The 21778-nt window shown below is 71.9% G+C and carries 24 protein-coding genes and 1 pseudogene; 13 read left to right on the forward strand and 12 right to left on the reverse strand.

Annotated features, from left to right (window positions below; genetic code table 11):
* Positions 1-4: 4 nt before the first annotated feature.
* Positions 5-1474 carry a twin-arginine translocase subunit TatC gene (locus K933_RS13445; RefSeq protein WP_023395290.1) on the forward strand — a complete coding sequence of 490 codons (1470 nt, stop codon included), beginning with the start codon at positions 5-7 and terminating at the stop codon, positions 1472-1474.
* Positions 1475-1519: 45 nt separating this feature from the next.
* On the opposite strand, the gene larE is transcribed toward K933_RS13445, so the two are convergent.
* Positions 1520-2464 carry an ATP-dependent sacrificial sulfur transferase LarE gene (larE, locus tag K933_RS13450; protein ID WP_023395291.1) on the reverse strand — a complete coding sequence of 315 codons (945 nt, stop codon included), beginning with the start codon at positions 2462-2464 and terminating at the stop codon, positions 1520-1522.
* Between the two features lie 96 nt (positions 2465-2560).
* Between larE and K933_RS13455 the strand changes: the two genes are divergently transcribed.
* Both K933_RS13455 and K933_RS13460 read left to right on the forward strand, forming a co-directional pair.
* On the forward strand, positions 2561-4714 hold the full coding sequence (locus tag K933_RS13455; protein WP_023395292.1) for a DNA mismatch repair protein, muts family: 2154 nt from the start codon (positions 2561-2563) through the stop codon (positions 4712-4714).
* Between the two features lie 144 nt (positions 4715-4858).
* Positions 4859-5983 (forward strand): ORC1-type DNA replication protein, encoded by a 1125-nt coding sequence (locus K933_RS13460; RefSeq protein WP_023395293.1) that lies wholly within the window; start codon positions 4859-4861, stop codon positions 5981-5983.
* Positions 5984-6021: 38 nt separating this feature from the next.
* Here K933_RS13460 and K933_RS13465 read toward each other — a convergent pair whose 3' ends face one another.
* The gene (locus tag K933_RS13465) at positions 6022-6225 is read right to left on the reverse strand and encodes a hypothetical protein (protein WP_023395294.1); all 204 of its coding nucleotides are present in this window, start codon (positions 6223-6225) and stop codon (positions 6022-6024) included.
* A gap of 191 nt (positions 6226-6416) precedes the next feature.
* Between K933_RS13465 and K933_RS13470 the strand changes: the two genes are divergently transcribed.
* Positions 6417-7454, forward strand: a complete 1038-nt coding sequence (locus K933_RS13470; RefSeq protein ID WP_023395295.1) for a tyrosine--tRNA ligase — start codon at positions 6417-6419, stop codon at positions 7452-7454.
* 75 nt (positions 7455-7529) lie between these two features.
* Here K933_RS13470 and K933_RS13475 read toward each other — a convergent pair whose 3' ends face one another.
* Positions 7530-7709, reverse strand: a complete 180-nt coding sequence (locus K933_RS13475; RefSeq protein WP_023395296.1) for a DUF7470 family protein — start codon at positions 7707-7709, stop codon at positions 7530-7532.
* Positions 7710-7853: 144 nt separating this feature from the next.
* Here K933_RS13475 and eif1A point away from each other — a divergent pair, with 144 nt between their 5' ends.
* Together eif1A and rio1 are read left to right on the forward strand one after the other, a co-directional pair.
* A complete protein-coding gene (gene eif1A / locus K933_RS13480) occupies positions 7854-8141 on the forward strand; it encodes a translation initiation factor eIF-1A (RefSeq protein ID WP_023395297.1) in 288 nt (95 codons plus the stop codon).
* 141 nt (positions 8142-8282) lie between these two features.
* Positions 8283-9230, forward strand: a complete 948-nt coding sequence (gene rio1, locus K933_RS13485) for a serine/threonine-protein kinase Rio1 (protein WP_023395298.1) — start codon at positions 8283-8285, stop codon at positions 9228-9230.
* A gap of 45 nt (positions 9231-9275) precedes the next feature.
* Here rio1 and K933_RS13490 read toward each other — a convergent pair whose 3' ends face one another.
* Together K933_RS13490 and K933_RS13495 are read right to left on the reverse strand one after the other, a co-directional pair.
* Complete coding sequence (locus K933_RS13490; protein ID WP_023395299.1) at positions 9276-10448, reverse strand: nicotinate phosphoribosyltransferase; 1173 nt, start codon at positions 10446-10448, stop codon at positions 9276-9278.
* A 114-nt stretch (positions 10449-10562) separates the two neighbouring features.
* Positions 10563-11342 carry a DUF5806 family protein gene (locus tag K933_RS13495; RefSeq protein ID WP_023395300.1) on the reverse strand — a complete coding sequence of 260 codons (780 nt, stop codon included), beginning with the start codon at positions 11340-11342 and terminating at the stop codon, positions 10563-10565.
* A 124-nt stretch (positions 11343-11466) separates the two neighbouring features.
* Between K933_RS13495 and K933_RS13500 the strand changes: the two genes are divergently transcribed.
* Complete coding sequence (locus tag K933_RS13500; protein ID WP_023395301.1) at positions 11467-11835, forward strand: universal stress protein; 369 nt, start codon at positions 11467-11469, stop codon at positions 11833-11835.
* A complete protein-coding gene (locus K933_RS13505) occupies positions 11832-12383 on the forward strand; it encodes a GNAT family N-acetyltransferase (RefSeq protein ID WP_023395302.1) in 552 nt (183 codons plus the stop codon). The genes K933_RS13500 and K933_RS13505 overlap by 4 nt, the downstream gene beginning before the upstream one ends.
* Positions 12384-13103: 720 nt before the next feature.
* Here K933_RS13505 and K933_RS19495 read toward each other — a convergent pair.
* Positions 13104-13385: pseudogene (locus K933_RS19495) on the reverse strand (hypothetical protein); the annotation flags it as partial.
* Between the two features lie 54 nt (positions 13386-13439).
* Positions 13440-13886, reverse strand: coding sequence for a universal stress protein (locus tag K933_RS13515; RefSeq protein WP_049947875.1), 447 nt, complete (start codon positions 13884-13886; stop codon positions 13440-13442).
* Positions 13887-14036: 150 nt separating this feature from the next.
* Between K933_RS13515 and K933_RS13520 the strand changes: the two genes are divergently transcribed.
* The 4 genes from K933_RS13520 (at position 14037) to K933_RS18815 (ending at position 17335) form a co-directional block, all read left to right on the forward strand.
* Positions 14037-14489, forward strand: a complete 453-nt coding sequence (locus K933_RS13520) for a universal stress protein (RefSeq protein WP_023395305.1) — start codon at positions 14037-14039, stop codon at positions 14487-14489.
* 117 nt (positions 14490-14606) lie between these two features.
* Complete coding sequence (locus K933_RS13525) at positions 14607-15911, forward strand: DHH family phosphoesterase (protein ID WP_023395306.1); 1305 nt, start codon at positions 14607-14609, stop codon at positions 15909-15911.
* 146 nt (positions 15912-16057) lie between these two features.
* Positions 16058-17062 (forward strand): alcohol dehydrogenase, encoded by a 1005-nt coding sequence (locus tag K933_RS13530; protein ID WP_049947876.1) that lies wholly within the window; start codon positions 16058-16060, stop codon positions 17060-17062.
* Positions 17063-17167: 105 nt separating this feature from the next.
* The gene (locus tag K933_RS18815) at positions 17168-17335 is read left to right on the forward strand and encodes a hypothetical protein (RefSeq protein WP_200862328.1); all 168 of its coding nucleotides are present in this window, start codon (positions 17168-17170) and stop codon (positions 17333-17335) included.
* Positions 17336-17522: 187 nt separating this feature from the next.
* Here K933_RS18815 and K933_RS13535 read toward each other — a convergent pair whose 3' ends face one another.
* Positions 17523-17801 (reverse strand): hypothetical protein, encoded by a 279-nt coding sequence (locus tag K933_RS13535; RefSeq protein ID WP_023395309.1) that lies wholly within the window; start codon positions 17799-17801, stop codon positions 17523-17525.
* An 88-nt stretch (positions 17802-17889) separates the two neighbouring features.
* On the opposite strand from K933_RS13535, the gene K933_RS13540 reads away from it, so the two are divergent.
* Positions 17890-19260 (forward strand): AI-2E family transporter, encoded by a 1371-nt coding sequence (locus K933_RS13540; protein ID WP_023395310.1) that lies wholly within the window; start codon positions 17890-17892, stop codon positions 19258-19260.
* A gap of 67 nt (positions 19261-19327) precedes the next feature.
* Here K933_RS13540 and K933_RS13545 read toward each other — a convergent pair whose 3' ends face one another.
* The 4 genes from K933_RS13545 to K933_RS13560 form a co-directional block, all read right to left on the reverse strand.
* Entirely contained in the window at positions 19328-19804 is a 477-nt protein-coding gene (locus K933_RS13545) for a DUF5807 family protein (protein ID WP_023395311.1), read from the reverse strand.
* A 74-nt stretch (positions 19805-19878) separates the two neighbouring features.
* On the reverse strand, positions 19879-20319 hold the full coding sequence (locus K933_RS13550; RefSeq protein ID WP_023395312.1) for a DUF7112 family protein: 441 nt from the start codon (positions 20317-20319) through the stop codon (positions 19879-19881).
* A gap of 30 nt (positions 20320-20349) precedes the next feature.
* Positions 20350-20766 carry a 30S ribosomal protein S6e gene (locus K933_RS13555; RefSeq protein ID WP_023395313.1) on the reverse strand — a complete coding sequence of 139 codons (417 nt, stop codon included), beginning with the start codon at positions 20764-20766 and terminating at the stop codon, positions 20350-20352.
* Between the two features lie 87 nt (positions 20767-20853).
* Positions 20854-21771, reverse strand: a complete 918-nt coding sequence (locus K933_RS13560) for a hypothetical protein (protein ID WP_023395314.1) — start codon at positions 21769-21771, stop codon at positions 20854-20856.
* Positions 21772-21778: the final 7 nt, after the last annotated feature.

A 21778-nucleotide genomic window follows, 5' to 3' on the forward strand; every position in this document is an offset into this window, starting at 1 on the left:
GTAGATGAGCGACGACTCGGACCCCGCCGAGGAGCCGACGCCCAGCGACGGCGCCGACGGCGGGTCCGGGTCGGACGAGGCGGACGCGGACCGGGAGGCGTCGTCCACCCCCGAACCCGAGGAGGAGCGAGACCGGGACCCGTCGGACCCCGACGCGGCGGAGGATACGGACGCCGCGGAGGACGTAGACGACGCCGACGGAGACGACGACCCGGATCCGTCGGACTCCGACAAAGACGACGAGGACCCGACGGGAACGGAGGAGTGGACTACCGCCCACGACGACCCGGACGCCGTCATCGACCCGCGGGAGGTGGTCGGTCCGGACGCCGACGATAGTGGCGACCCGCGGGCGGACGGGGAGACGGACACCACCGACACGGAGCCGACCGTGGACGCCGACGACACGGACGCCGACGGCGACGCGAACCCGCCCGCGGTCGGTCCGACCGAGGACCCGGATACGGCGACGGACGCGGGCGTCGGCGACGCGCCGACCGGCGTCGACGCGCCGTCGCCCGTCGAGGGCGACACCGGGCGCGCGCCCGGCCGGGCGGACCGCGGACCCGAGGAGGTGGTTCGTCCGGCGAACACGAACGCGGACGCGGGGGCGCCGGCCGACCAGCCGACCGCCACGGGCGACGGCGGCATCGAACAGACCGCGACCACGGCCGCCCAGAAGGGGATGGACGCGGTGAACGAGGGGTTCGACTCGCTGGGCGGCGGCGGCCCCGACTCCGACGAGGAGATGCCGCTGACCGAGCACATCGAGGAGATGATGCGCCGGCTCAGCGTCGTGTTCGTCATCGGCGCCGTCGTCTCGCTCGCCGTGCTGTTCGTCGGGTCGGTGTCGCCGACGGTGCCGAGCGCCACGGAGATCATCCGCTTCTTCTGGGACACCCACATCGGCTTTCAGGAGTACACGCCGCACGTGTACGGCCCGCTGGAGTTCGTCCTCGCCAAACTCAAGGTGGCGGGCCTGGCCGGCCTGCTCGTCGGACTGCCGGTGTTCGTCTACCAGACGTACCTGTTCATGCGCCCCGGCCTGTTCCCGAACGAGCGCCGCTACTACCTCGCGGCCATCCCGACGAGTTTCGTCCTCGGGGTCGTCGGCGCGGCGTTCGCGCACGTCGCGGTCCTGCCGTTCGTCTTCGACTACTTCATCAGCTACACCCGCCAGAGCGCGATCCTCGCGTTCGGGCTGAACGACACGTTCAACCTGATCTTGCTGATGATGGGCTACTTCGCCATCGTGTTCCAGATCCCGCTGTTCATGCAGTTGGCGGTGATGATGAACGTCGTCTCGCGGGTGTGGATGGAACAGCGCCGCCTCCTCTTTTGGGGCGCGTTCCTCGGGCTGGCGTTCACGTTCATCGCCGCCGACCCGACCGGGTTCGCCTCCATCATCGTCGCGGCGACGATGATCGTCCTCTTCGAGGCGACGCTGCTCATCCTGCGGTGGACCGGGAACTGAGACCGGCCCGCACCCGACTCGGGCGTCGGCGCCCTGCCCAACCGGTCAGTCGTCCGACGACGGGGAGGGGTACTCCCGCGAGAACAGGTCGTTCGTCTCTCCGTCCCCGCCCGCGTCGGGGTCGCCGCCGGCCGTCGGACCCGTCGCTCCGTCGGTGTCGTCGTCGGCCTCGGCGCTCGCGTCGGCGGGCGAGACGCTCCCCGTCCGGTAGCCCGACAGGTCGAGGGTGACGTGGTCGAACCCCAGGTCGCTCAGGTGCTCGCGGGCGGCGGCGGCGAAGTCGGGGTTCAGCGCCGCGTCGAGTTCCTCGGCGCCCACCTCGATCCGCGCGAGCCCGTCGTGGTCGCGCACGCGGAACTGCGAGAACCCCCACGTCCGGAGGAGCCGTTCGGCCTTCTCGATCCGGGTCAGCCGCTCTTCGGTCACTTCGAGCCCGGTCGGGATCCGCGAGGAGAGACACGCCATCGAGGGTTTCTCCGCCACGTCCAGCCCGTAGTCGGCGGCGATCTGTCGGACCTCGGCTTTCGTGATGCCGGCGTCGAGCAGCGGCGAGTAGACGTCGAGTTCGTCGACCGCCCGGAGACCGGGGCGGTGCCCCTCGCCGGGGTCGGAGGCGTTCGTGCCGTCACACACCGTCGAGAGGCCGCGCTCGCGCGCGGCCTCGTACATCCGCGAGAGCCGCATCGTCCGGCAGTGGTAACACCGGTCGTCGCCGTTGGCCACGAAGTCGGGGTCGTCGAGTTCCGAGAACGTCACGAGTTCGTGGCGCACCCCGACGTCGGCGGCGACCCGCTTCGCGTCGTCGAGTTCCTCCGCGGGGAGCGTCTCGCTGCGTGCGGTACACGCCACCGCGTCGTCGCCGAGCGCGTCGTGTGCGAGCGCGGCGACCACGCTCGAGTCCACGCCGCCGGAGAACGCGACGAGGACGCCGTCGCGCTCGGCGAGCGCCTCCCGCGCGGCCGCCGCCTTCGCCGCAACCTCGTCGTCCATGACCGTCCGGTGGGTCCGGCGGCGCAAAAGTCCCGCGCTCGGAACGGGCTGCGGGGCGCGAACGTTTTTCTAGCCGAGCGGCGAACGCGGTGGTGAATGGAGTTCACGTCGGTTCCGGGCGTGGGCGAGAAGACGGCCGCCGCGCTCGCCGACCTCGACGGGGCCGAGGCGGCGCTCCGGGACGGGGACGTCGCTCGGCTCGCGCGGGCGGAGGGGCTCTCGGAGGGGCGAGCCGCCGCCATCGCCCGCGGCGCGATCCGCCGCCGCCACGACGACCCCGGGGGGTGGGCTGCGACCGACCGCGCGCAGGAACTCGCCGCCGACGCGCTCGGCCTGCTCCAGGAGCGGACGGTCACCGACTACGCGGCCAAGCGGCTGGAAACGCTGTACCCCAGCCCCACCCGCTCGCGGATCGAGGAGGTGCGCGAGTGGGCCGCCCGGGCGGTCGAGCGCGACCCCGACGAGGCCGTCCTCGCGGCGCTCGGCGGCGTCGAACCGCTGACGGAGCCGCGGGGGCTGCGGGTCCGCGAGCGGGCGGTCGCCACCGCCGACGCCGAGCGGTACGCCGAGGCGGAAGCGGCCTTCCCGGAACTGTCGGTCGAGGTGGTCGAGGACCGCCGCGGGCTGGCGGAGCTCGCGCGGTCGTACTCCACCGTGGTCGCGCTCGACGAGGCGTTCGCCGGCGTCGACGTCGACGGCGACGTGCGGGTGCTCCCCGACGCCGAGGAGCACCCCGAGGAGGTGGTGCCCGAGCGGCTGCTCGCCTTCTTCGCGACGAACCGCGACCGCCTCCACGCCGCGGCGGACACCCACGAGGCCGCCGGACTCGACCCCGCCTGCGACCTCGACGTCCTGCGGGACGCGCTCGCGCGCGTGACCGACGACGGCGGCGTGGTCGGCGACGGCGAACTCGACCGGCTGTCGACGGCGGTCGACGACCTCGACGCGGCGGCGTCGACCGCGGCGTCGGTCGCCAACGACCGCCTGCGGGACGCCATCGGCGAGCGGAACGTCACCATCGAGGGTCGCGACTTCCTCTCGCTGGTCGAACAGGGGGCGCGCGTCGACTCGCTGCTCTCGCGGGAGCTCTCCGACGAGTACGACGAGGCCATCGGCGACGCGCGCACGCACATGGCCGACGCGCTCGACCTCGCGGAGGGGGAGGCGGAGTTCACCGAGCGGGTGTTCGCGGGCGAACCCACGTTCCCCGTCGAGTACAACGACGAACCCCTCTCGCGGCTGCGGACCGAACTCAAGGCCGCCCGCGACCGCCGGGCCGCGAAGCTCAAGTCCGACCTCGCGGCCGACCTGGGGGCGCTCCGCGGCGACGTCGACGAGTTGGTGCGCGAGGCGCTCGAACTCGACGTGGAGCTCGCCGTCGCTCGGTTCGCCGACGACTTCGACTGCGTCGTCCCCGAGTTCGTCGAGAGCGAGGCCGCTACCACGGCTTCGGAGCGTGCGGACGCGCCGGCGGCCGCCGAACCCGGCGTGGCGACCGAGAGTGACGGACGGGGTCGCGGGGGGTTCCGGATCGAGGGCGGGCGGTCGCCGCTGCTCGACGTGCCGTTCGAGGAGGTGGACCCGGTCGACTACGAGGTGTCGGGGGTGACGCTGCTGTCGGGCGTCAACTCCGGCGGGAAGACGTCGACGCTCGACCTCGTCGGGCTGGTCGTCACGCTCGCGCACATGGGGTTGCCCGTCCCGGCCGAGTCGCTCCGGCTGCGGCGCGTCTCGGAGCTCCACTACTACGCCAAGTCGCAGGGGACGCTCGACGCGGGCGCGTTCGAGTCGACGCTGCGGGACTTCGGCGACCTGGTCGACGGCGCGGCGGGGCGGCTCGTCCTCGTCGACGAACTCGAATCGATCACCGAGCCGGGGGCGTCCGCGAAGATCATCGCCGGGATTCTGGAGGCGCTCGACGACCAGGGGGCGACCGCGGTGTTCGTCTCCCACCTCGCCCGACAGATCCGCGAGGCGGCGGCGTTCGACGTGGCGGTCGACGGCATCGAGGCGGTCGGGCTGGAGGACGGCGAACTGGTGGTGAACCGCTCGCCGCGGAAGGGCCACCTCGCGCGGTCGACGCCGGAACTCATCGTGGAGAAGTTGGCGCGGGAGGCGCGCGACGGCGAGGACCGGGCCGACCCGGCCTGCTCCGGCGATTCGGCGGGCGCGAGCGACCCCGGGGCGGGCGAGGCGGGCGAGTCGCCCGGCCGGGCGGGGTTCTACGACCGACTGTTGGGGAAGTTCTAGCCGGGCCGACCCGGGATCGACCGGTGCGAAACTGAAACTGGTACTCGAAGAGACCCGCCGAAGGGGCGGCGATACGACCACTTTCAGTTCCGGTGCGCTGTCGGGGAATCGTTAAGTGTCCGGACGCGACACCTCTCAGGTACGATGCCCGGAGACGACGAGGGGATGTTGTCGTGGGACGAGTCGGTGTTCCGCGACGAACACGTCTTCGAGGTGGACTACGTCCCCGAGACGTTCCGTCACCGGGAGACCCAACTGGAGTCGCTGAAGTACGCGCTCCGGCCCGCCGCGCGGGGGTCGCGCCCGCTCAACACCGTGGTGCGCGGGCCGCCCGGCACCGGCAAGACCACGTCGGTCCAGAAACTGTTCTCGGAACTGCGCGCCCAGACGGACGTGCGGGCGGTCCACGTCAACTGTCAGGTGGACTCGACGCGCTACGCGGTGTTCTCGCGGGTGTTCGAGGGGCTGTTCGACTACGAGCCGCCCTCGTCGGGCATCTCGTTCAAGAAACTGTTCGGCCAGATCGCCGACCGCCTGGTCGAACGGGACGACGTGCTCGTGGTCGCGCTCGACGACGTGAACTACCTCTTCTACGAGAACGAGGCGTCGGACACGCTCTACTCGCTGTTGCGCGCCCACGAGGCCCACCCGGGCGCGAAGATCGGCGTGATCTGCATCTCGTCGGACCTGGCGCTCGACGTGGTCGACGGTCTCGACTCGCGCGTCCAGTCGGTGTTCCGCCCGGAGGAGGTGTACTTCCCGGTGTACGACGTCGACGAGATCGTCGACATCCTCCGCGAGCGCGCCGACCGCGGCTTCCACGACGGGGTGCTCGGCGCGCCCGAACTCGACCGGGTGGCCGACCTCACCGCGGAGTCGGGCGACCTCCGGGTCGGGATCGACCTGCTCCACCGCGCGGGGCTGAACGCCGAGATGCGCGCGTCGAAGACGGTGTCCGTCGACGACGTCGAGTCGGCGTACGACAAGTCGAAGTACGTCCACCTCTCGCGGAGCCTCCGGGGGCTCTCGGACTCCGAGCGCGCGCTCGTGGCCGTCATCGCCGACAACGACGGCGAGCAGGCGGGCGCGGTGTACGAGGCGTTCCACGAGCGCACCGACCTGGGCTACACGCGCTACTCGGAGATCGTCAACAAACTCGACCAACTCGGCATCATCGAGACGGAGTACGCCGAGGTGGACGGGAGGGGACGCTCGCGGTCGCTCACGCTGGCGTACGACGCCGACGCCGTGGTCGACCGGCTGGAGTAGGCCGCCCGTTCGGCCGCTCCGCAGCCGTGTTCCGACGCTCACTCCTCGGCGGCGTAGTCGTGCCCGACCACGAGCGCCGTGACGTTGCCGACGACGAGTGCGGCGACCAGCGGCAGGTCGGCCGGCGCCAGCGGACCGACCGCCACCACGAGCAGATTCGCCGGCGCCATCGCGACGGCGAGCCGGAAGGCGACCCCCCGCACCGCGCCGAGGAGGGGCGGTGCGGCGGTGGCGGAGGACATGGGTGCCCGAACCGACGTTGCGGGGCGGATTAGTACGAACCCGATAAACGACGAGGTGAGCCGGCTCGTCGGGCGCTACTCGCTCGCGTCCGCGGCCGGCCGTCCCGCCGGCGTGGGGCGCCCCGGGTCGTCCGTCGGGCGCCGTCACACACATCCGAAAGACGTAATCGGCGCACGGCGGATCTCCGAGTATGAGTACGGACGCCTACGAGCGGCTCACCCGGAACGTCTCCGAGGTGGTCACCGAGGAGGAGGTACGCGCGCTGGCCGACGACCCCGAGGGCAAGCGGGTGTACGTCGGGTACGAGCCGTCGGGCGTCCTCCACATCGGGCACATGCTGACGGCGAACAAGCTGATCGACCTCCAGGAGTTGGGCTTCGAGGTGGTCGTCCTGCTCGCCGACGTTCACGCCTACCTCAACGACAAGGGGACGTTCGCGGAGATCCGCGACACCGCCGAGCGGATGCGCGAGCAGTTCGTCGCGTACGGGCTCTCCGAGGACCGCACCGAGTTCGTCCTCGGCTCGGAGTTCGAACTCGACGAGCCGTACGCCCTCGACCTCCACGAACTCGAACTGTCGACCACGCTCAACCGCGCCCAGCGCGCGATGGCCGAGATCCAGGGCGGCGACACCGCGAAGGTGAGCCACGTGGTCTACCCGCTGATGCAGGCGCTCGACATCGTCTACCTCGATCTGGACCTCGCGGTCGGCGGGACCGACCAGCGGAAGGTCCACATGCTCCACCGCGAAGTCGTTTCCGGCATCGACGACGGCGAGAGCGACCACCGCTACGAGGCGCGGCCGTGTCTCCACACGCCGATCATCGCCGACCTCACGACCGGCGTGGGGAAGATGTCGTCGTCGTCCGGCGTCTCGCTGTCGATGGAGGACTCCACGGAGGCCATCGAGGAGAAGGTGAACGCGGCGTTCTGTCCGCCGACGCGCGACCCCGACCCCGACGGCGAGGGGAACGACCGCGAGAACCCCGTCTTGGAGATATTCCGCTACCACGTGTTCCCGCGGTTCGAGACCGTCGTGGTCGAACGCCCCGAGGAGTACGGCGGCGACCTGAAGTACGACGACTACGAGGCGCTCGCCGGCGACCTCGAGTCCGGCGAACTCCACCCCGCCGACGCGAAGGGCGCGCTCGCGGAGTACCTCGACGAGTTGATCGCGCCCGGCCGCGAGGTGCTCCGGGCGGCCGGAACCGACGCCGGCGACGAGTGACGGAAACTGCGGGACCGAGCGCTCACCGCCGGGCGGCGCGGCCCCGCGCCCGCGTCGACCGGGACCGCGACCCGGTCACGCGAAGCCGAACTGCTGCATCAGGTTGCTCGCGAACCCCTTGACCACCAGCCCGAGTCCGATCAGCATCAGCGCCATCCCGCCGGCGACTATCAGCGAGTCGACGGCGATGACCACCAGTCCCGCCAGCAGCAGGACGAGACCGCCCACGCCGGCCGTTCCGAGTCTCTCGAACATACTCGGCGGTACCCCCGACGCGTGAAAACGCCGGCGGTCGGGCGGCGGGCGTGCGGCGGTCGGGCGGCGGGCGCGCGGAGCGTGGGACGGACGACGGGGGCGGCATGCGCTGACTTTACATCGGACGCGTCGAACCCGGCGGGTATGGGCGACGACGACTCCCGGACGACCGAACTCCGGATGCCCGACGACGACGAGGTGTTCGCCGAGGTGACGGAGATGCTCGGGGCGAACCGCGTCGAGGTCCGGTGTGCCGACGGCGCCGAGCGGACCGCGCGCATCCCCGGCCGGATGCAGAAGCGCGTCTGGATCCGCGAGGGCGACGTGGTGCTCGTCGAGCCGTGGGACTGGCAAGACGAGAAGGGCGACATCACCTGCCGCTACGAGCAGAGCGAGGCGGAACAGCTCCGCGACGCAGGCCACCTCCGGTGAGCCGCGGGGCGACGCCGAGCGACGGCCGTCCGGGCCGCGAGCGCCGGTCGCCGTGAGCGGGGGCGCTCGCCGTGGAGTCGGGAGCGCGACCCGCGGCCGGACTGGCGAGGCTTTTCATGGCCGGGGGTCGAAGGTGCGACGATGAGCGGCGAACGCGGCGAGTTCGGCCTGACCGACCCCGAGGAGTCGGACGTCCCCGGCGACGAGTGGGAGGAACTGGACGTCTCGGACGACGAGGCCGACCGCATCGCCCGCCGCCAGGACCACGCGTTCAACCAGTTCCGCGAGCGGATCAAGAACACCGAGCAGTTCAAAGTCGAGGCGGCGGTGTTCGACGACGCGACGCTCGCTGCGCTGTACAAACTCGTCCAGGACGGCCACATCGCCGCGTTCGGCGGACCAGTCTCGACGGGGAAGGAGGCGAACGTCTACGAGGCGCTCGGCGACGACGACCACGAACTCGCGGTGAAGGTGTACCGGATCAACACCTCGAACTTCCGGCAGATGCGCGACTACCTCGAGGGCGACCCCCGGTTCGAGGGGATCGGCGGCGACAAGAAGGCGGTCGTGCTCGCGTGGGTCCGCAAGGAGTTCGCCACCCTCCGGCGGGCGAAGCGGGCGGGCGTGCGCGTCCCCGAACCGATCGCGGTCCAGCGGAACGTGCTCGTGATGGACCTCGTCGGCCACGCCGACGACCGCGCGCGCCGGCTGGCCGAGGTGACCGTCGAGAACCCCGAGACGGCGTACGAGGTGGTCCGCGAGTACATGCGTCGGCTCTACTCGGCGGGGCTGATCCACGGCGACCTCTCGGAGTACAACCTGATCATCCACGAGGGCGAACTGTTCGTCATCGACCTCGGGCAGGCGATCACCGTCCACCACCCGAACGCCGACGACTTCCTCGACCGCGACTGCCGGAACGTCGCCTCGTTCTTCTCCCGGCAGGGGCTGGACGTGACCGGCGACGACCTCCACGAGTACGTTACCCGCCCGGAGCCGGAGCCGTCCGCGGACGCCGAGTCGGTCGAGGCGGAGTCGACCCACTCGGCGGGGTCGACGACCGGGACGGACGCGACGGGCGAGGAGTAGCGGGGCGTCGCGGCGGCCTGCGGCCGGCGGTCCGTCTCCCCGGCCTCACTCCGCCGCCCCGGACCCGAACCCCGTCCGCTCGGCGTCCGCGAGCGCCCGGTCGGCCGCCGCCTCGATGGAGAACTCCCGTACCACGTCGCCGTCGCGCACCAGCGGTTCGAGCAACGCCTCCGCGCCGTCGGGTCCGTCCCGGTCGCGGAGGCCGACCGCGTGGCCGCCGTCGGCGGTGCGGTACACCTCCTTCGCGCCCGAGAGCTTCCCGCGTTTCGCACAGGGTTCGCCCTCGACTTCGACGATGTCGAGCGCGAAGTCGACCGGGTCGGCGTTCGAGACGTAGCCGCCGACGCCGAAGCCGTCGGCCACGTCGCGCAACGCGCGGAGCTCCGCGGGGCCCAGCCCGCCGGAGACGAACACGTCGACGCCGTCCATCTCCCGGGCGTCGAGTTCCCACTCGACTTCCCGGAGGATGTGCCGGAAGTCGCCGCGGCGCGAGGCGGTGGTGTCGAGTCTGACGCCGTCGAGGTCGTCGCCGAGCGTCTCGACCGCCCGCACGACCTCGTCCTTCTCGTCGGAGTAGGTGTCACACAGCGCGACCCGCGGGGTGTCGGCGGGCACCGCCTCGTCGAACGCGCGCCACGCCGCCTCCTGTTCGCCCCGGCCGAAGCAGATGACGAGCGCGTGCGGCATCGTCCCCGACGCCTCCCGGTCGAGGAGTTCGCCCGCCGCGACGTGCGAGAAGCCGTCGAACCCCGCCAGCAGCGCGCTCCGCTCGATCATCCCCGCGATACTCGGGTGGACGTGCCGGGCGCCGAACGACAGCAGGTCCGACTCGGGCGCCGCGCGGCGACAGTTCAGGGCGGCGGTCGCCACCCCCGACGCGTGCGAGAGGAAGCCCAGGAGGGAGGTTTCGAACCGGGCGAACGAGCGGTACGGTCCCTCGAGCCGCATCACCGGGCCGCCGTCGAACAGCGTCCCCTCGGGGAGCGCGTCGACCGTCACCGCGTCGTCGAGCCCCGCCAGCAGCGCCGCGGCGTCCTTCACGCCCGCGAGCAGTTCGAACTCGCCGGCGGGGAACTGGTCGGCGGTCACCTCGGCGACCACGGTCGGGTTCCGCTCGGCGTGCCGGAGCGTCTCCTCGGTCCGGAGGAAGTACGCGTCGGTCGCGGAGCCGTCGCGGATGGTCTCCGGCGGGACGATGTCGAACTCGGGGGCGGCCATACTACAGTCGGTTACCGGCCGGAGTGAAAAGTGGCGCGTCCCGCGGGCCGTCCCGGCGTGCGGGTCGGCAGGGGCGGTGACCGGAGCGACCGCCCCGGCGTCCGGGCCGGCGGGTCAGGGTTCGTGGACGTGCCCGCACTCGGGGCACTTGACCTCCTCGCCGCGGACCTCCGCGCTCGCCTCGCGCACGTCGCGCATCACCGTCGAGATGCGGTCCTCGGCGGCGAGTTCCTCCTCGACGGCGAGGTCCACACCCTCGACTTCCAGGAGGAACTTCGCCACCTCGGTCACCTCGTACATCATGTCGTCGAGGTCCTCGGCGGTGAAGAAGCCGCACATCGCGCCGTAGAGGAACGTCGCGCCAGCCTTCCGCACCTTCTCCTCGAAGGAGGCGCGCGCCTGGTTCACGGCTTGGGGCGTGTACGTGTCGGTCATGAACGGCACCAGTCGGGGGAGGTTCTCGCCGATCTTGGTCATCTCGACGCCCGTCTCCGTCCGGAAGTCCGCACACAGCCGTGCGATGGCCCACTCCCGCGCGGTCACGTACGTCCGGTCGCGGAGGAACTCGTTGACCCGGTCGTACTCCGCGCGGTCCATCTTCTGGAACCGGTCGTACTTCCGGACGTCGCGGGGGACGTCCCCCGGCGCGTCCGCGCCCACGTCCGGTCCCGGGGGGGAGCCGTCGCTCGCCGCGTCCGCCCCCGACCGGTCGTCGGCCGCCTCGGCGTCCGCCCCGTCGCTCGGCTCCGCGGCCGCGCTCGCCCCCGTCGCCGTGGTCTCGTCTCCGTCCGCCCCCGCCGCGCCGGCGTCCGCCTCGCCGTCGGCGGGTGTCGCGTCGTCGGGGGTCTCGCCCGTCCGCTCCGTCGCGGGGTCGTCCCCGGCGTCGTCTGCCATGGAGAGCCGTACCCGGCCCGCCCTCAAAAACCCGTTCCCGGGCGTCGGAGGCGGCCGCCCGGTCGCCGCGCCGGGGGCGGCGAGCGGCGGCACGCTTTTTGTCCGGCGCTTCCCACCGACCGGCATGAAAATCCTGCTGGGGATCGGGGGGAGCGACGACTCGTTCACCGCGCTCGAAACCACGGTGGAGCGCGCGCGGACGGCCGGCGACGACCTCACGGTCGCGGTGGTGGACAACCCCAGCGCCGACCGGACGTACGACGACGTCGAGGCGCGCGTCCGGTCGGTCCTCGCCGAGGCGGACCTCGACGCCGACGTGCGCCGCGTCGAGGGCGACGCCGGTAGCCGACTGGTCGACATCGCGGAGTCGGAGGGGTTCGACCGGATCGCCCTCGGGGGCGGGCGGCGCAGCCCGATGGGGAAGATATCGCTCGGCCAGATAGCCCAGTTCGTCCTGCTCAACTCGCAGGTCTCGGTGACCCTCGTCAGATGAGCGAGCGCGTCTATCCGGACGAGCCGACGGGTCGGTTCCCGGAGCCGCCGGTGCGGTTCGAGGACGCCGAGGGCCGCGATATCGAGGTGCGCGCGTACACCGGCGACGAGGCGGAGTTCGAGGCGCTCGTTGCGATGTACGAGGCGTTCGACCCGACGGACCGCGCGCAGGGTATCCCGCCGAACGGCGAGTCGGCGGTCCGGTCGTGGCTGGAGACGATCCTCGGCGGCGACTGCCGGAACGTCGTCGCGTGGGACGGCGACGACGCCGCGGGCCACGCCACGCTGGTCCGCGACGACGGCTCGTTCGAACTCGCGATCTTCGTGCTCCAGGCGTATCAGGGCGCCGGCATCGGCACCCGACTGATCGAGGCGCTGCTCGCACACGGCGCGGCCACGGGCGTCGAGAAGGTGTGGCTCACCGTCGAGCGGTGGAACCGGCCCGCGGTCGCGCTGTACAAGAACGTCGGCTTCGAGACCAGCGACGCCGAGTCGTTCGAGTTGGAGATGACGGCGCGTCTGGTCGACTCGGTCGAAGACGAGGAGTGAGTCCGCGAGGGGGTCGGTCCCCGAGTCCCCTCCTCGTCTCCCGGTCTCCTCGTCGCTCTCCGAGTCGTCCTTTCGTCTTCCCGTCTCCTCGTCGCTCTCCGAGTCGTCCGCGTCGTCGGGCAGGCTCACCGTGATGGTGTGCTCGCCGGGACCGTACGTCTCGGTGGTGGCGTCGAGGAGAACCTGTTGGTCGACGGTGTCCATCGAGAACTCATCAGCAGGCATCGAGTAGGTCACCAGCGACAGCGTCACGCTCTCGCCGTCGGCGACGGTGAACGTCACGCTCGCGGTGCCGTCGTCGCGTTCGACGACGTGGCCGTACTCGACGGCCGACCGGATGGACTCGTTGGCCCACGCGGAGTCCTTCTCGCTGATGGCCTCGCCCGTCTCGCCGAACGCGAACCGCAGCAGGCGGTCCTCGTCGGCGTACAGCCCCTCCTCGCCGAGTTCGTCGATGGGCTGACCCGCGACGAAGTCGACCTGGTAGTAGGTGTCGTTCGTCCCCGAGTCGTTGCCGCCGTCGCCGGGTTGTGCGGTGTCGTTACTCGGCTCCGCGAGCGGGAGGTAGTCCGTGTTGCTGTCGTTGATCCGGAGGGGCTCGTCGCAGAACCCGTCGCCGTCGGCGTCCGCACACGTCTGGCTGTAGCCCGTCCCCGCCTCGTTGACGTAGTAGTTGCCGCCGTGGCTGTCGCCGTCGACGATGTTCTCGCCGGACCGCGCGGAGACGTTCCACGTGTTGTTCCCCGAGACGGAGTCGCCGAGCGACTCGTTGGCGGGCACGGTGATCCGGTTGTCGTAGACGAGGTTCGACTCGCCAGCGATGCTCGTTCGCTCGGGGTAGAGTGAGTTGCCGCGGATCGTGTTCTCGCTCGACTCCGCGTCGATGGAGACCCGAACGCCGGTGCTGTTCCGGATCGTGTTGTCGTCGCTCGACCGGAACCGAGTCACGAGACCGTTGAACCCCGAGTCGGCGAACGTCGCCCCCGTCGCGTTGGCGAGCACGACACCCCTGTACTCCGACTGGACGGAGACGGTGTCCAAACCGGTGGGTCGGTCTCACACCGAGAGGACGGGTTGGCTGGCGTACAGCAGGACGTACTCGGCGGCCTTCTCCAGCACCTCGGCGGGTCCGCCGCTCGTGGGCTCCCGCGGGACGACGAGGAAGTCGGCCTCGACGGCGTCTGCGGTGTCGAGGATCACCGACCCGGGGTGGCGGGACTTCCGCTGGGTGGAGAAGCCGTACGCGATGGAGGTGACCACCTCGACGCCCGCCGCCGCGCCGGTCTCGCGGACGGTGTCGGTGAACGACTCGGTGTCGTCGGCGACCTCACCCTCGTCGACCGCGTCGGTCTCGATGGCGCGGACCACCTCCTCACCGAGCACGTACACCGCGTGCACCTCCGCGCCGTAGCGGTCGGCGATGGCGACCCCGTAGTCGACGGCGTCGAGCGACTCGTCGCTCCCGTCGACGGGGACCAGCACGCGTTCGACTTCGATGCTCATGACCGCCACTGGGTCGGAGTGAGTGAAAGGTGTTCCCCTCGTCCCGGAGCCGATCCGGGGGCGGCGGCCGCCCGAGTCGCTCACTCGGCCCGCGGCGACGCGGCCGAACGGACGGGGAGCTTTAAGCGTCGACCGCCGGAAGGGATCGGCGTGTTCGACACCATCGTCATCGCCACGGACGGGTCCGACAGCGTGGGGCGGGCGGTGGACGTGGCGCTCGATCTGGCGGAGAAGTTCGACGCCGCGGTCCACGCGCTGTACGTCGTCGACTCGGGCGAGGTGGACTCCTCGCCGGAGGCGGTCCGGACGGACATGCGCAACGCACTCCAGGAGCGCGGCGGGTCGGCGATCGTCGACGTACAGAAGCGCTCGGCGGGCGACGTGACCGCGGTCGTCCGCGAGGGTCGGCCGCCCAACGAGATCGGCGACTACGCCCGCGAGATCGACGCCGACCTGGTCGCCACGGGCACCCGGGGGCGGCACGGCGAGAACCGCTTCCTGATCGGTAGCGTCGCCGAACGGGTCGTCCGGACCTGTCCGGTTCCGGTGCTCACCGTCCGACAGTTGGAGGGGGACGGCGAGCCGACGACCCGCGGCGCCTGAGCGGGGTGGACCGCGGCCGGTCCGGGGTCGGCTCGGACGGAGCGCGGTCGGACCCTGGCGAGCGCCCGAGACGACCCACAACACCGGAGTTTTCACGCCCGGTCGCGTCCGACCGGTATGGACGACGCACTCATCGACACGGACACCCTCTCGCTGGAGCGACGGTCGAAGCTCCCCGGGAAGGGATTCTTCTACCCCGACTCGCTCGACGAGGACCGCGCGGAGGAGCGCGCGAGGGAGGCGCTGTCGGGCGCGGAGGCGGTCGTCGTCACCGACTCCGACGCCGACGGACTGGGCTGTATCGCGCTGATCCGGGAGGCGTACGGCGCCGCGCTCGACCCCGACCCGTTCCTCGCCCGCCTCGAACGGACGGTGACGGACGCGGACGACGAGAGTGGCGACGGGGACGACCCGGTCGCCGCCGAGGCGAGCGGAGCCGTCGAAGCCGCCGAGGCGGACGGGGACGACGGGACGGACGAGGACCTGCCCGAGTCGTCGGTCGCGCTCCTCCCGTCGGGACCCCACTCGTTCGAGGAGGACCTCGGCTACGTCGCGGAGTATCTCGACCCCGGCACCGACGTGTTCGTCTGTGACATCTGCCCCGACGAGTTCGAGTACGTCGAGGCCGACCTGCGGACGGTCGTCGAGCGCGCGGGCGCGGTGCGGTGGTTCGACCACCACCAGTGGGACGACGACCTCGCGGCGGGGGTCGCGGGGCTGGATATCGACCTCGTGGTGGGCGAGAGCGACGAGGAGTGTTCGACCGACGTGACGCTCCGGTCGCTCGACTACGAGTTCCCCGACCGGTTCCGCGAACTCGCCGCGGTCACCCGCGACCACGACCTCTGGCTCAACGAGGACGACCGGAGCGACGACCTCGCGGACTACGCCTACTGGACCGACGCCGAGGAGTACGCCGCCGTCGTCGGCGCGTACGGCGCGGACCTCCCGCCCGCGGCCGAGGCGTACGTCGCCGAGCGCCGCGTCGAGAAGGAGCGGCTGATCGCGAAGGCGGTCGAACGCGCCGAGAGCCACGAGGTGGGCGCGTGGACGGTCGGCGTCACCTACGGTCGGTGTTCGCAGAACGAGGTGGCGGACGAACTCCGCGAGCGGGGAGCCGACGCCGCGGTGGTCGTGAAACCGTCGGGGAGCGCCTCGATCCGCGGGTCGGAGTCGTTCGAGCGGTGTCACGAGGTGGCGCGGCAGGTGGACGGCGGCGGCCACCCCAAAGCCTCGGGCTGTAAGCCCGACGTGTACGACGACATGCTCGACTACGCCCGCCACTGGACCTCCGAGGGTCGCGCCACCAAGCGCGTCATCCTCGCGGCGTTCGAACGGGTCGCCGAACGGGCGGAGGCCGAAGCCGAAGCCGAGGCCGATGACGAGGCCGCCGCCGAGACTGCGGACGCCGGCGCGGAGTAACCCCGCCGAACGGGACCGACTCGAAACGATCCCGCCGGACGGGACCGACTCGACTGACCCGGTGTCGGTTCCGCGGCCCGCAGAGCTATCCGGCTCACGCCCGTACCCGTATTCGTTATGTCGACCCGACGAGAGGTGAGCGACGCATGAGGGCAGTGGAAGTACCGGAGAAGGGCGGCGACTTCGAACACGTCGAACGCGACGTGCCCGACCCGGAGGCGGGGGAGGTTCGCGTCGAGGTGGAGGCGTGCGGGATCTGTCACAGCGACGTGTTCGTCAAGGAGACGGGCTACCCCGGCATCGACTACCCCCGGATCCCCGGCCACGAGATCGCGGGCCGTATCGACGCGGTCGGCGACGACGTCGACCAGTGGGCCGAGGGCGACCGGGTGGGCGTCGGCTGGCACGGCGGCCACTGTTTCACCTGCGAGGCGTGCCGCCGCGGCGACTTCCAGCAGTGCGAGAACGCCGAGATCACCGGGATCACGTTCGACGGCGGCTACGCCGAGTACACCACCGCGCCCGCGGAGGCGGTCGCGGCGATCCCCGACGAGTTGGACGCCGTCGACGCCGCGCCGCTGCTGTGTGCGGGGATCACGACGTTCAACGCGCTCCGGAACACCGACGCGGATCCGGGCGACCTCGTCGCGGTGCTCGGGGTGGGCGGACTCGGCCACCTCGGCGTCCAGTACGCACACGCCGCCGGCTTCGAGACGGTCGCGCTGTCTCACTCGGCCGACAAGGAGGAACTGGCGACGGACCTCGGCGCGGACCACTTCGTCGACACCGCCGAGACGGACCCCGCGGAGGCGCTCGAAGAACTCGGCGGCGCGAGCGTCGTGCTCGCCACCGCGCCGGTCGCGGACGCCATCGAGGCGACGGTCGGCGGTCTCGGCACCGACGGCGAGGTGGTCATCGTGGGCGTCCCCGGCGACCCCGTCGAGGCCGACGTCCAGCAGTTGATCGGGGCTCGCCGGTCGGTCTCCGGGTGGGCGTCCGGCGACGCACGCGACTCCCAGGACACGCTGGAGTTCAGCGCGCTCCGCGAGATCACCCCCGAGGTCGAGACGTTCCCCCTCTCGGAGGTCGAGGAGGCGTACGACCGGATGGTCGACAACGAGGCGCGGTTCCGGGTCGTCCTCGAACCCTGAGTTCGGGGTCGGCGCGGACCCGACGACCGACGGTCGCCGGCGCCCGGTCGACCGGTCGACCGACGACGGCGCGACGTTTTGTCCGACCGGCGCCGACTCCCGGTCGTGCTCGTCCCGAACTTCTTCGTCTGTGAGGCGTGCGGAACCGTCCACGCCGCCCCGGAGCGGCCGCCCGCCTGCGGCGACTGCGGCGCCGACGCCCTCCGGCCCCTCTCGCGCGGGTCGGACGCCGACGCGGGCGCGTACTTCTCGGCGTCGCTCCGGGAGTCGTAGTCGGCGGGTCACACCGACGCCCGGACCCGCGCTCGGCGACCGGCGCGGGTCACGCCGCGACGCGGGACCGACCGCCTGCGACTCGGCGGAGGACCCGGCCGGCCTGTATCGCGAGCATCGCCCCCGCGGTTCCGAGGAGGACACTGTTGAGCACGCCGAGCGGGACCCCCAGCCGCCGGACCACCGCTCAGGCGACGACGGGGAGGGCGAGGACGCCGACCAGCGGGGTTCGCTCGGGCAGGGTCGTCCGCCCGCCCCACGCGTCGAGTCGGCGGCCGGTCGAGGTGGCGACCAGTCCGGCCGCGACGCCGCTGACGGCGACGCCGGCGCCGACCGCCGGCCACGAGACGGACAGCCCGTTGGCGGCGTCGAGAACCGGGACGAGGGAGACGAGCGCCGTCACCGCGAGGTCGCGGAGGAGCCGTCGGGTACTCGCCTCGAACACGGCGGCGTTCCACCTGACCATCGGCCGATTTCGTCGGCGGAGTTACATAAACGTCGGGTCGGCCGCGACGGCCGGGGGATTTGAGGGGCTCCGCGCCCTCGTCCGTCCGATGAGTATCCCAGTCGACACGGAGTTCGACCGGTCGCGCGTCGCGTGGTGGCTGGTCGTCGCCCTGCTCGCGGCCGTCGTGGCGTACGTGCTCTACGCGTTCGTCGGCGTGTTCCTCCTCGGTCTGTTCGTCTACTACGCGACCAGGCCCATCTACCGTCAGATCGCCCGTCGGTCGAGTTCCCCCACCCTCACGGCGGCCGGGGCGCTCGTCGCCATCGCGCTCCCGATACTGCTGTTGATGGGGTACACGGTGCTGGTGGGCGTCGACCAGTTACAGGGGCTGCTCGCCGACAGCCCCGCGTACGTCGAGTTCCTCCAGCCGTACCTCGGGGAGACGGTGATCACCAGCGACCTCGGGTCGCTCGTCTCGTCGCTGCCGAGCCAGCTATCCGAGGTGTCGGCGGGGTCGGTGAGTTCGGTGGTGGGCGCCGCCGCGAGCTACGTCAGCGCGCTCGCGGCGGGGCTCATCTACCTGTTCGTCGTGCTCGCGCTCGCGTTCTTCCTGCTGCGCGACGACCAGCGGGCGGCGGCGTGGTTCCGCTCGCTCGTCGGCCGCGACTCGACCGCCCACGCGTACGCGACCGCGGTCGACCGCGACCTCCAGACGCTGTACTTCGGCAACATCCTCACCGCGTTCGCCATCGCCATCGTCGCCGCCATCACCTACAACGCGGTCGACCTGGTCGCGCCGGCGAGCATCGCGTTCCCCGCGGCGACGCTTCTGGGTCTGCTGACGGGCGTCGGCAGCCTCATCCCGGTCGTCGGGATCAAGGTCGTCTACGTCCCCATCGGGCTGTACCTCGGGGTGCAGGCGGCGCTGGACGACCCGGCGCTGCTGTGGTTCCCGGTGCTGTTTCTCGTCGTCGCGTTCGTCGTCGTCGACACCGTACCCGAACTCGTCTTGCGGCCGTACATCTCGGGCCGTGGTCTCCACGTCGGGATGGTGATGTTCGCGTACATCCTCGGCCCGGTCCTCTTCGGGTGGTACGGGCTGTTCCTCGCGCCGCTGCTGCTGGTCTTGGTGGTGCAGGCGGCCCGCCTCGTCCTGCCGGACCTCGTCCGCGGCGGGGAGGTGTCGCCCGCGACGCGCGACACTGCGGGGCTCCCGTCCGACGAGACGCCGGGCGCGCCGCCCGCCGCCGACGACGGCGCGCCGGAGGTGGGTGAGAACCCGGCGGCGTCCGACGCGGCGGACTCCGTGGACTCGTCGGACTCGGCGACCCCGGCAGACTCGTCGGACCCGGTCGACTCGCCCCGGGAGGGATCGACCGGCGACGCCGCCGGTAGCCGGGGCGACGACCGGACGGACCCGGTCGACGGCGGGACCGACGCGGACCGCTCGGACGACGAGCGCCGCGGGAGGGAGTAGCCGCGCCGACCGGACGAGTTGACGGCGCGGACGGAACGGGTTCGGACGGCCGGCTCTCCGCCGGTCGTTACGCCGCGTCGCCGGCGGTATCGCCCCGCTCGCGCGTCCCCATCAGCCACTTGTGCGAGTAGTCGGTGCCGCACGAACAGTGGGCGTACGCGTGCATCACGTCGCCCTCCTCGTAGAGGCCGCCGACCTCCTCGTTCCGTGCCTCTCCGAACGCGAACAGGAACTCCACGTCGTGGTCCGCCTCGGGGTCCTCGACCGCGTTGGGGCACTCCCCGCCCCCGAGGTCGGGGTGGATCACGCCCTCCTCGTCCATCGCCTCCCGCGCGAACGCCATCGGGTCCATCCCGGTGCCGGAGGCGAACGCCTGCCGGCCGTCGTCGCCGGGGACGACGAGGACGACGCCGTTGTCGACGCTCTCGCCCATGTTGGCTATCTTCCCCTGCGCGTCGAGGAAGTCGTGGGTGAGGAAGATGGCCACGTCGTCGAGTCGCTCGCCGGCGAGGAACTCGTCGAGTTTGCTCTCGCTGTCGCTCATACCGCGGATGGTGCGTCGAGCCCTAAAAGGACTGCTCGTCGGACCGCCGGTGACGCCCGCGTCACCGCGCGTCGCTACCCCGAGTCGTCGTACAGCGAGTCGGCGATGTCCTGGAGGCTACTGTTCGGCCGCTTCGACACCTCGTACACCGTCCGCTCGCCCGGGACGCGCAGGCCGTAGAGGTGGCCCGGGTCGACCGCGTCGAGGTCGACGGCGTCGTCGGGTTCCCTGTCGTGCTCGCGGCACCACTCGACGAGGCGGTTCTCCCCCTCTCCGGTGTTCTCGCGCACGAGCCGGCGGTTGTCGTACGCCCCGCGAACCAGCAGACCGGAGGCGTCGCCGGCCACGCGGGCGTGATAGCGCGTCCCGTCGAGCACCAGGCGTATCTCGTCGCCCGCCTCCACCCCGAGACCGTCGGGGAGGCGGAGACACGGGAGGCGGGTGCCGCCCGAGCGGGCGAGCCGTGCGCGGTGGGTGGTGACGCCGTCGGCGTCGCTGGCGATCCTGTCTGGCACGGGTAGTGGTAGGAGGGCGGCGAGGAAAGTTTACTCGTCGTCGTCGTCCGCGTCCGCATCCGCGTCGCCCTCGGACTCCTCGTCGTCGAGGGCGTCCGCGAGCGTCCCGCCGCCGACGCGCGCGTTGATCTGGACCGTCTCCTCGCTGACCTCGCGGCCGCGGACGGTGACGCGCTTGCGCTCGCCGTCGCGGGCGGGCGTGTAGCCGACGCCGCCGTCGAGCAGCAGTTCCTTCAGGCTGGTGCCGGGGACGTTCTCGCGCATCGGTCGGCCCGCGGTGTCGGAGCCGCCCGTCAGTTCGAGCGTCAGGCCGTCGGCGCCGATCGCCGTGCCGTCGACTTCGTCGCCGATCTCTCGGCCGAGGAAGCGGTTCGCGTCCTGTCCGTCCACGTCGAACTGCCGGGTGTCGCCGGTTTCGTCGCCGGCGACGACCATGAACTCTGCCATTACGGGGACGGACTCGGCCGCGGGAGAAAAGGCCGTCGAAAGCTCGCAGGCGCGTTCGCGCCCCGCTCCGGGGCGTACGCGCCGCCGCTAGCTCCCGGGACCGTCGACGGCCGCCTCGCGGGCGGCGCTCGCGCCGTGGGCGGCGTCCGTCCCGCCGACCGCGTCCGCGCCGCCGGCGACGACCGCCGGGTCGGGCGCGCCGCGGTACGCCCCGACGCCGACCGTCTCGTTGCCCGTCGCGGCGACCCACCCGGGACCGCCGCCGCGGACCGCGACGCCGGCCGACTCCTCGAAGGAGTTGCCCGTCCAGCCGCCGGCGAACCACTCGTTGCGCCCCTCGTAGGTCACGAGCAGGTCGGCGGTCGCGTTCGCGGGCGCGTCGTACGAGAGGAAGTACCGCGTGCCGAACCGCCGGCAGGTGGCGCCCGGCGCCTCCAACTCGCCACACTCCACGGTCGTCGCGTTCAGCCGCGGCGACAGCACCGGCTCGCTCCCCGCCGGGTCGCGGGTGTCGACCGGGTCGTCGCTCGCCCACCGCACCCCGACGAGGTAGTAGTCGAGCGTCGTGACCGGCGTTCGGGTTCCGGTCCCGCTCGCGGGTCCGAGTCCGGGGGTCGCCGTCCCCTCGCCGGGGGTGAGGGGACGGGGCGGCGGGCGGGTGTCGTAGTTCGGCTCCAACTCGTCGAACCGCAACGCGAGCATCGGCCCGTAGGTGGTGTTCTCGACGGCGAACTCCCAGTCGGGCGGCGCGTCGGTCACCGCGGCCGACCCGCCCGCGAGCGCGTCGCCCGCGGGGCTGGTGCCGTTTTCGACGGGTAACGGGAGGTACAGCGTGACGTTCGACAGCGTCGCGGTCGGCTGGACGTACGCGCGGTACTCGTAGGTGTGGGCGTACGAGTCGGGGTTCGGCCGGAGGAACCCGTAGACGGCGACCCCGAACGCCCCGACCGCGACGAGAGCGACGGCGACCAGGACGACGACGACGAGTCGGAGACGGCGGTCCATGAGGGAC

Origin of the sequence: Candidatus Halobonum tyrrellensis G22 (assembly GCF_000495475.1) — an archaeon.
Lineage (GTDB): Archaea > Halobacteriota > Halobacteria > Halobacteriales > Haloferacaceae > Halobonum > Halobonum tyrrellense.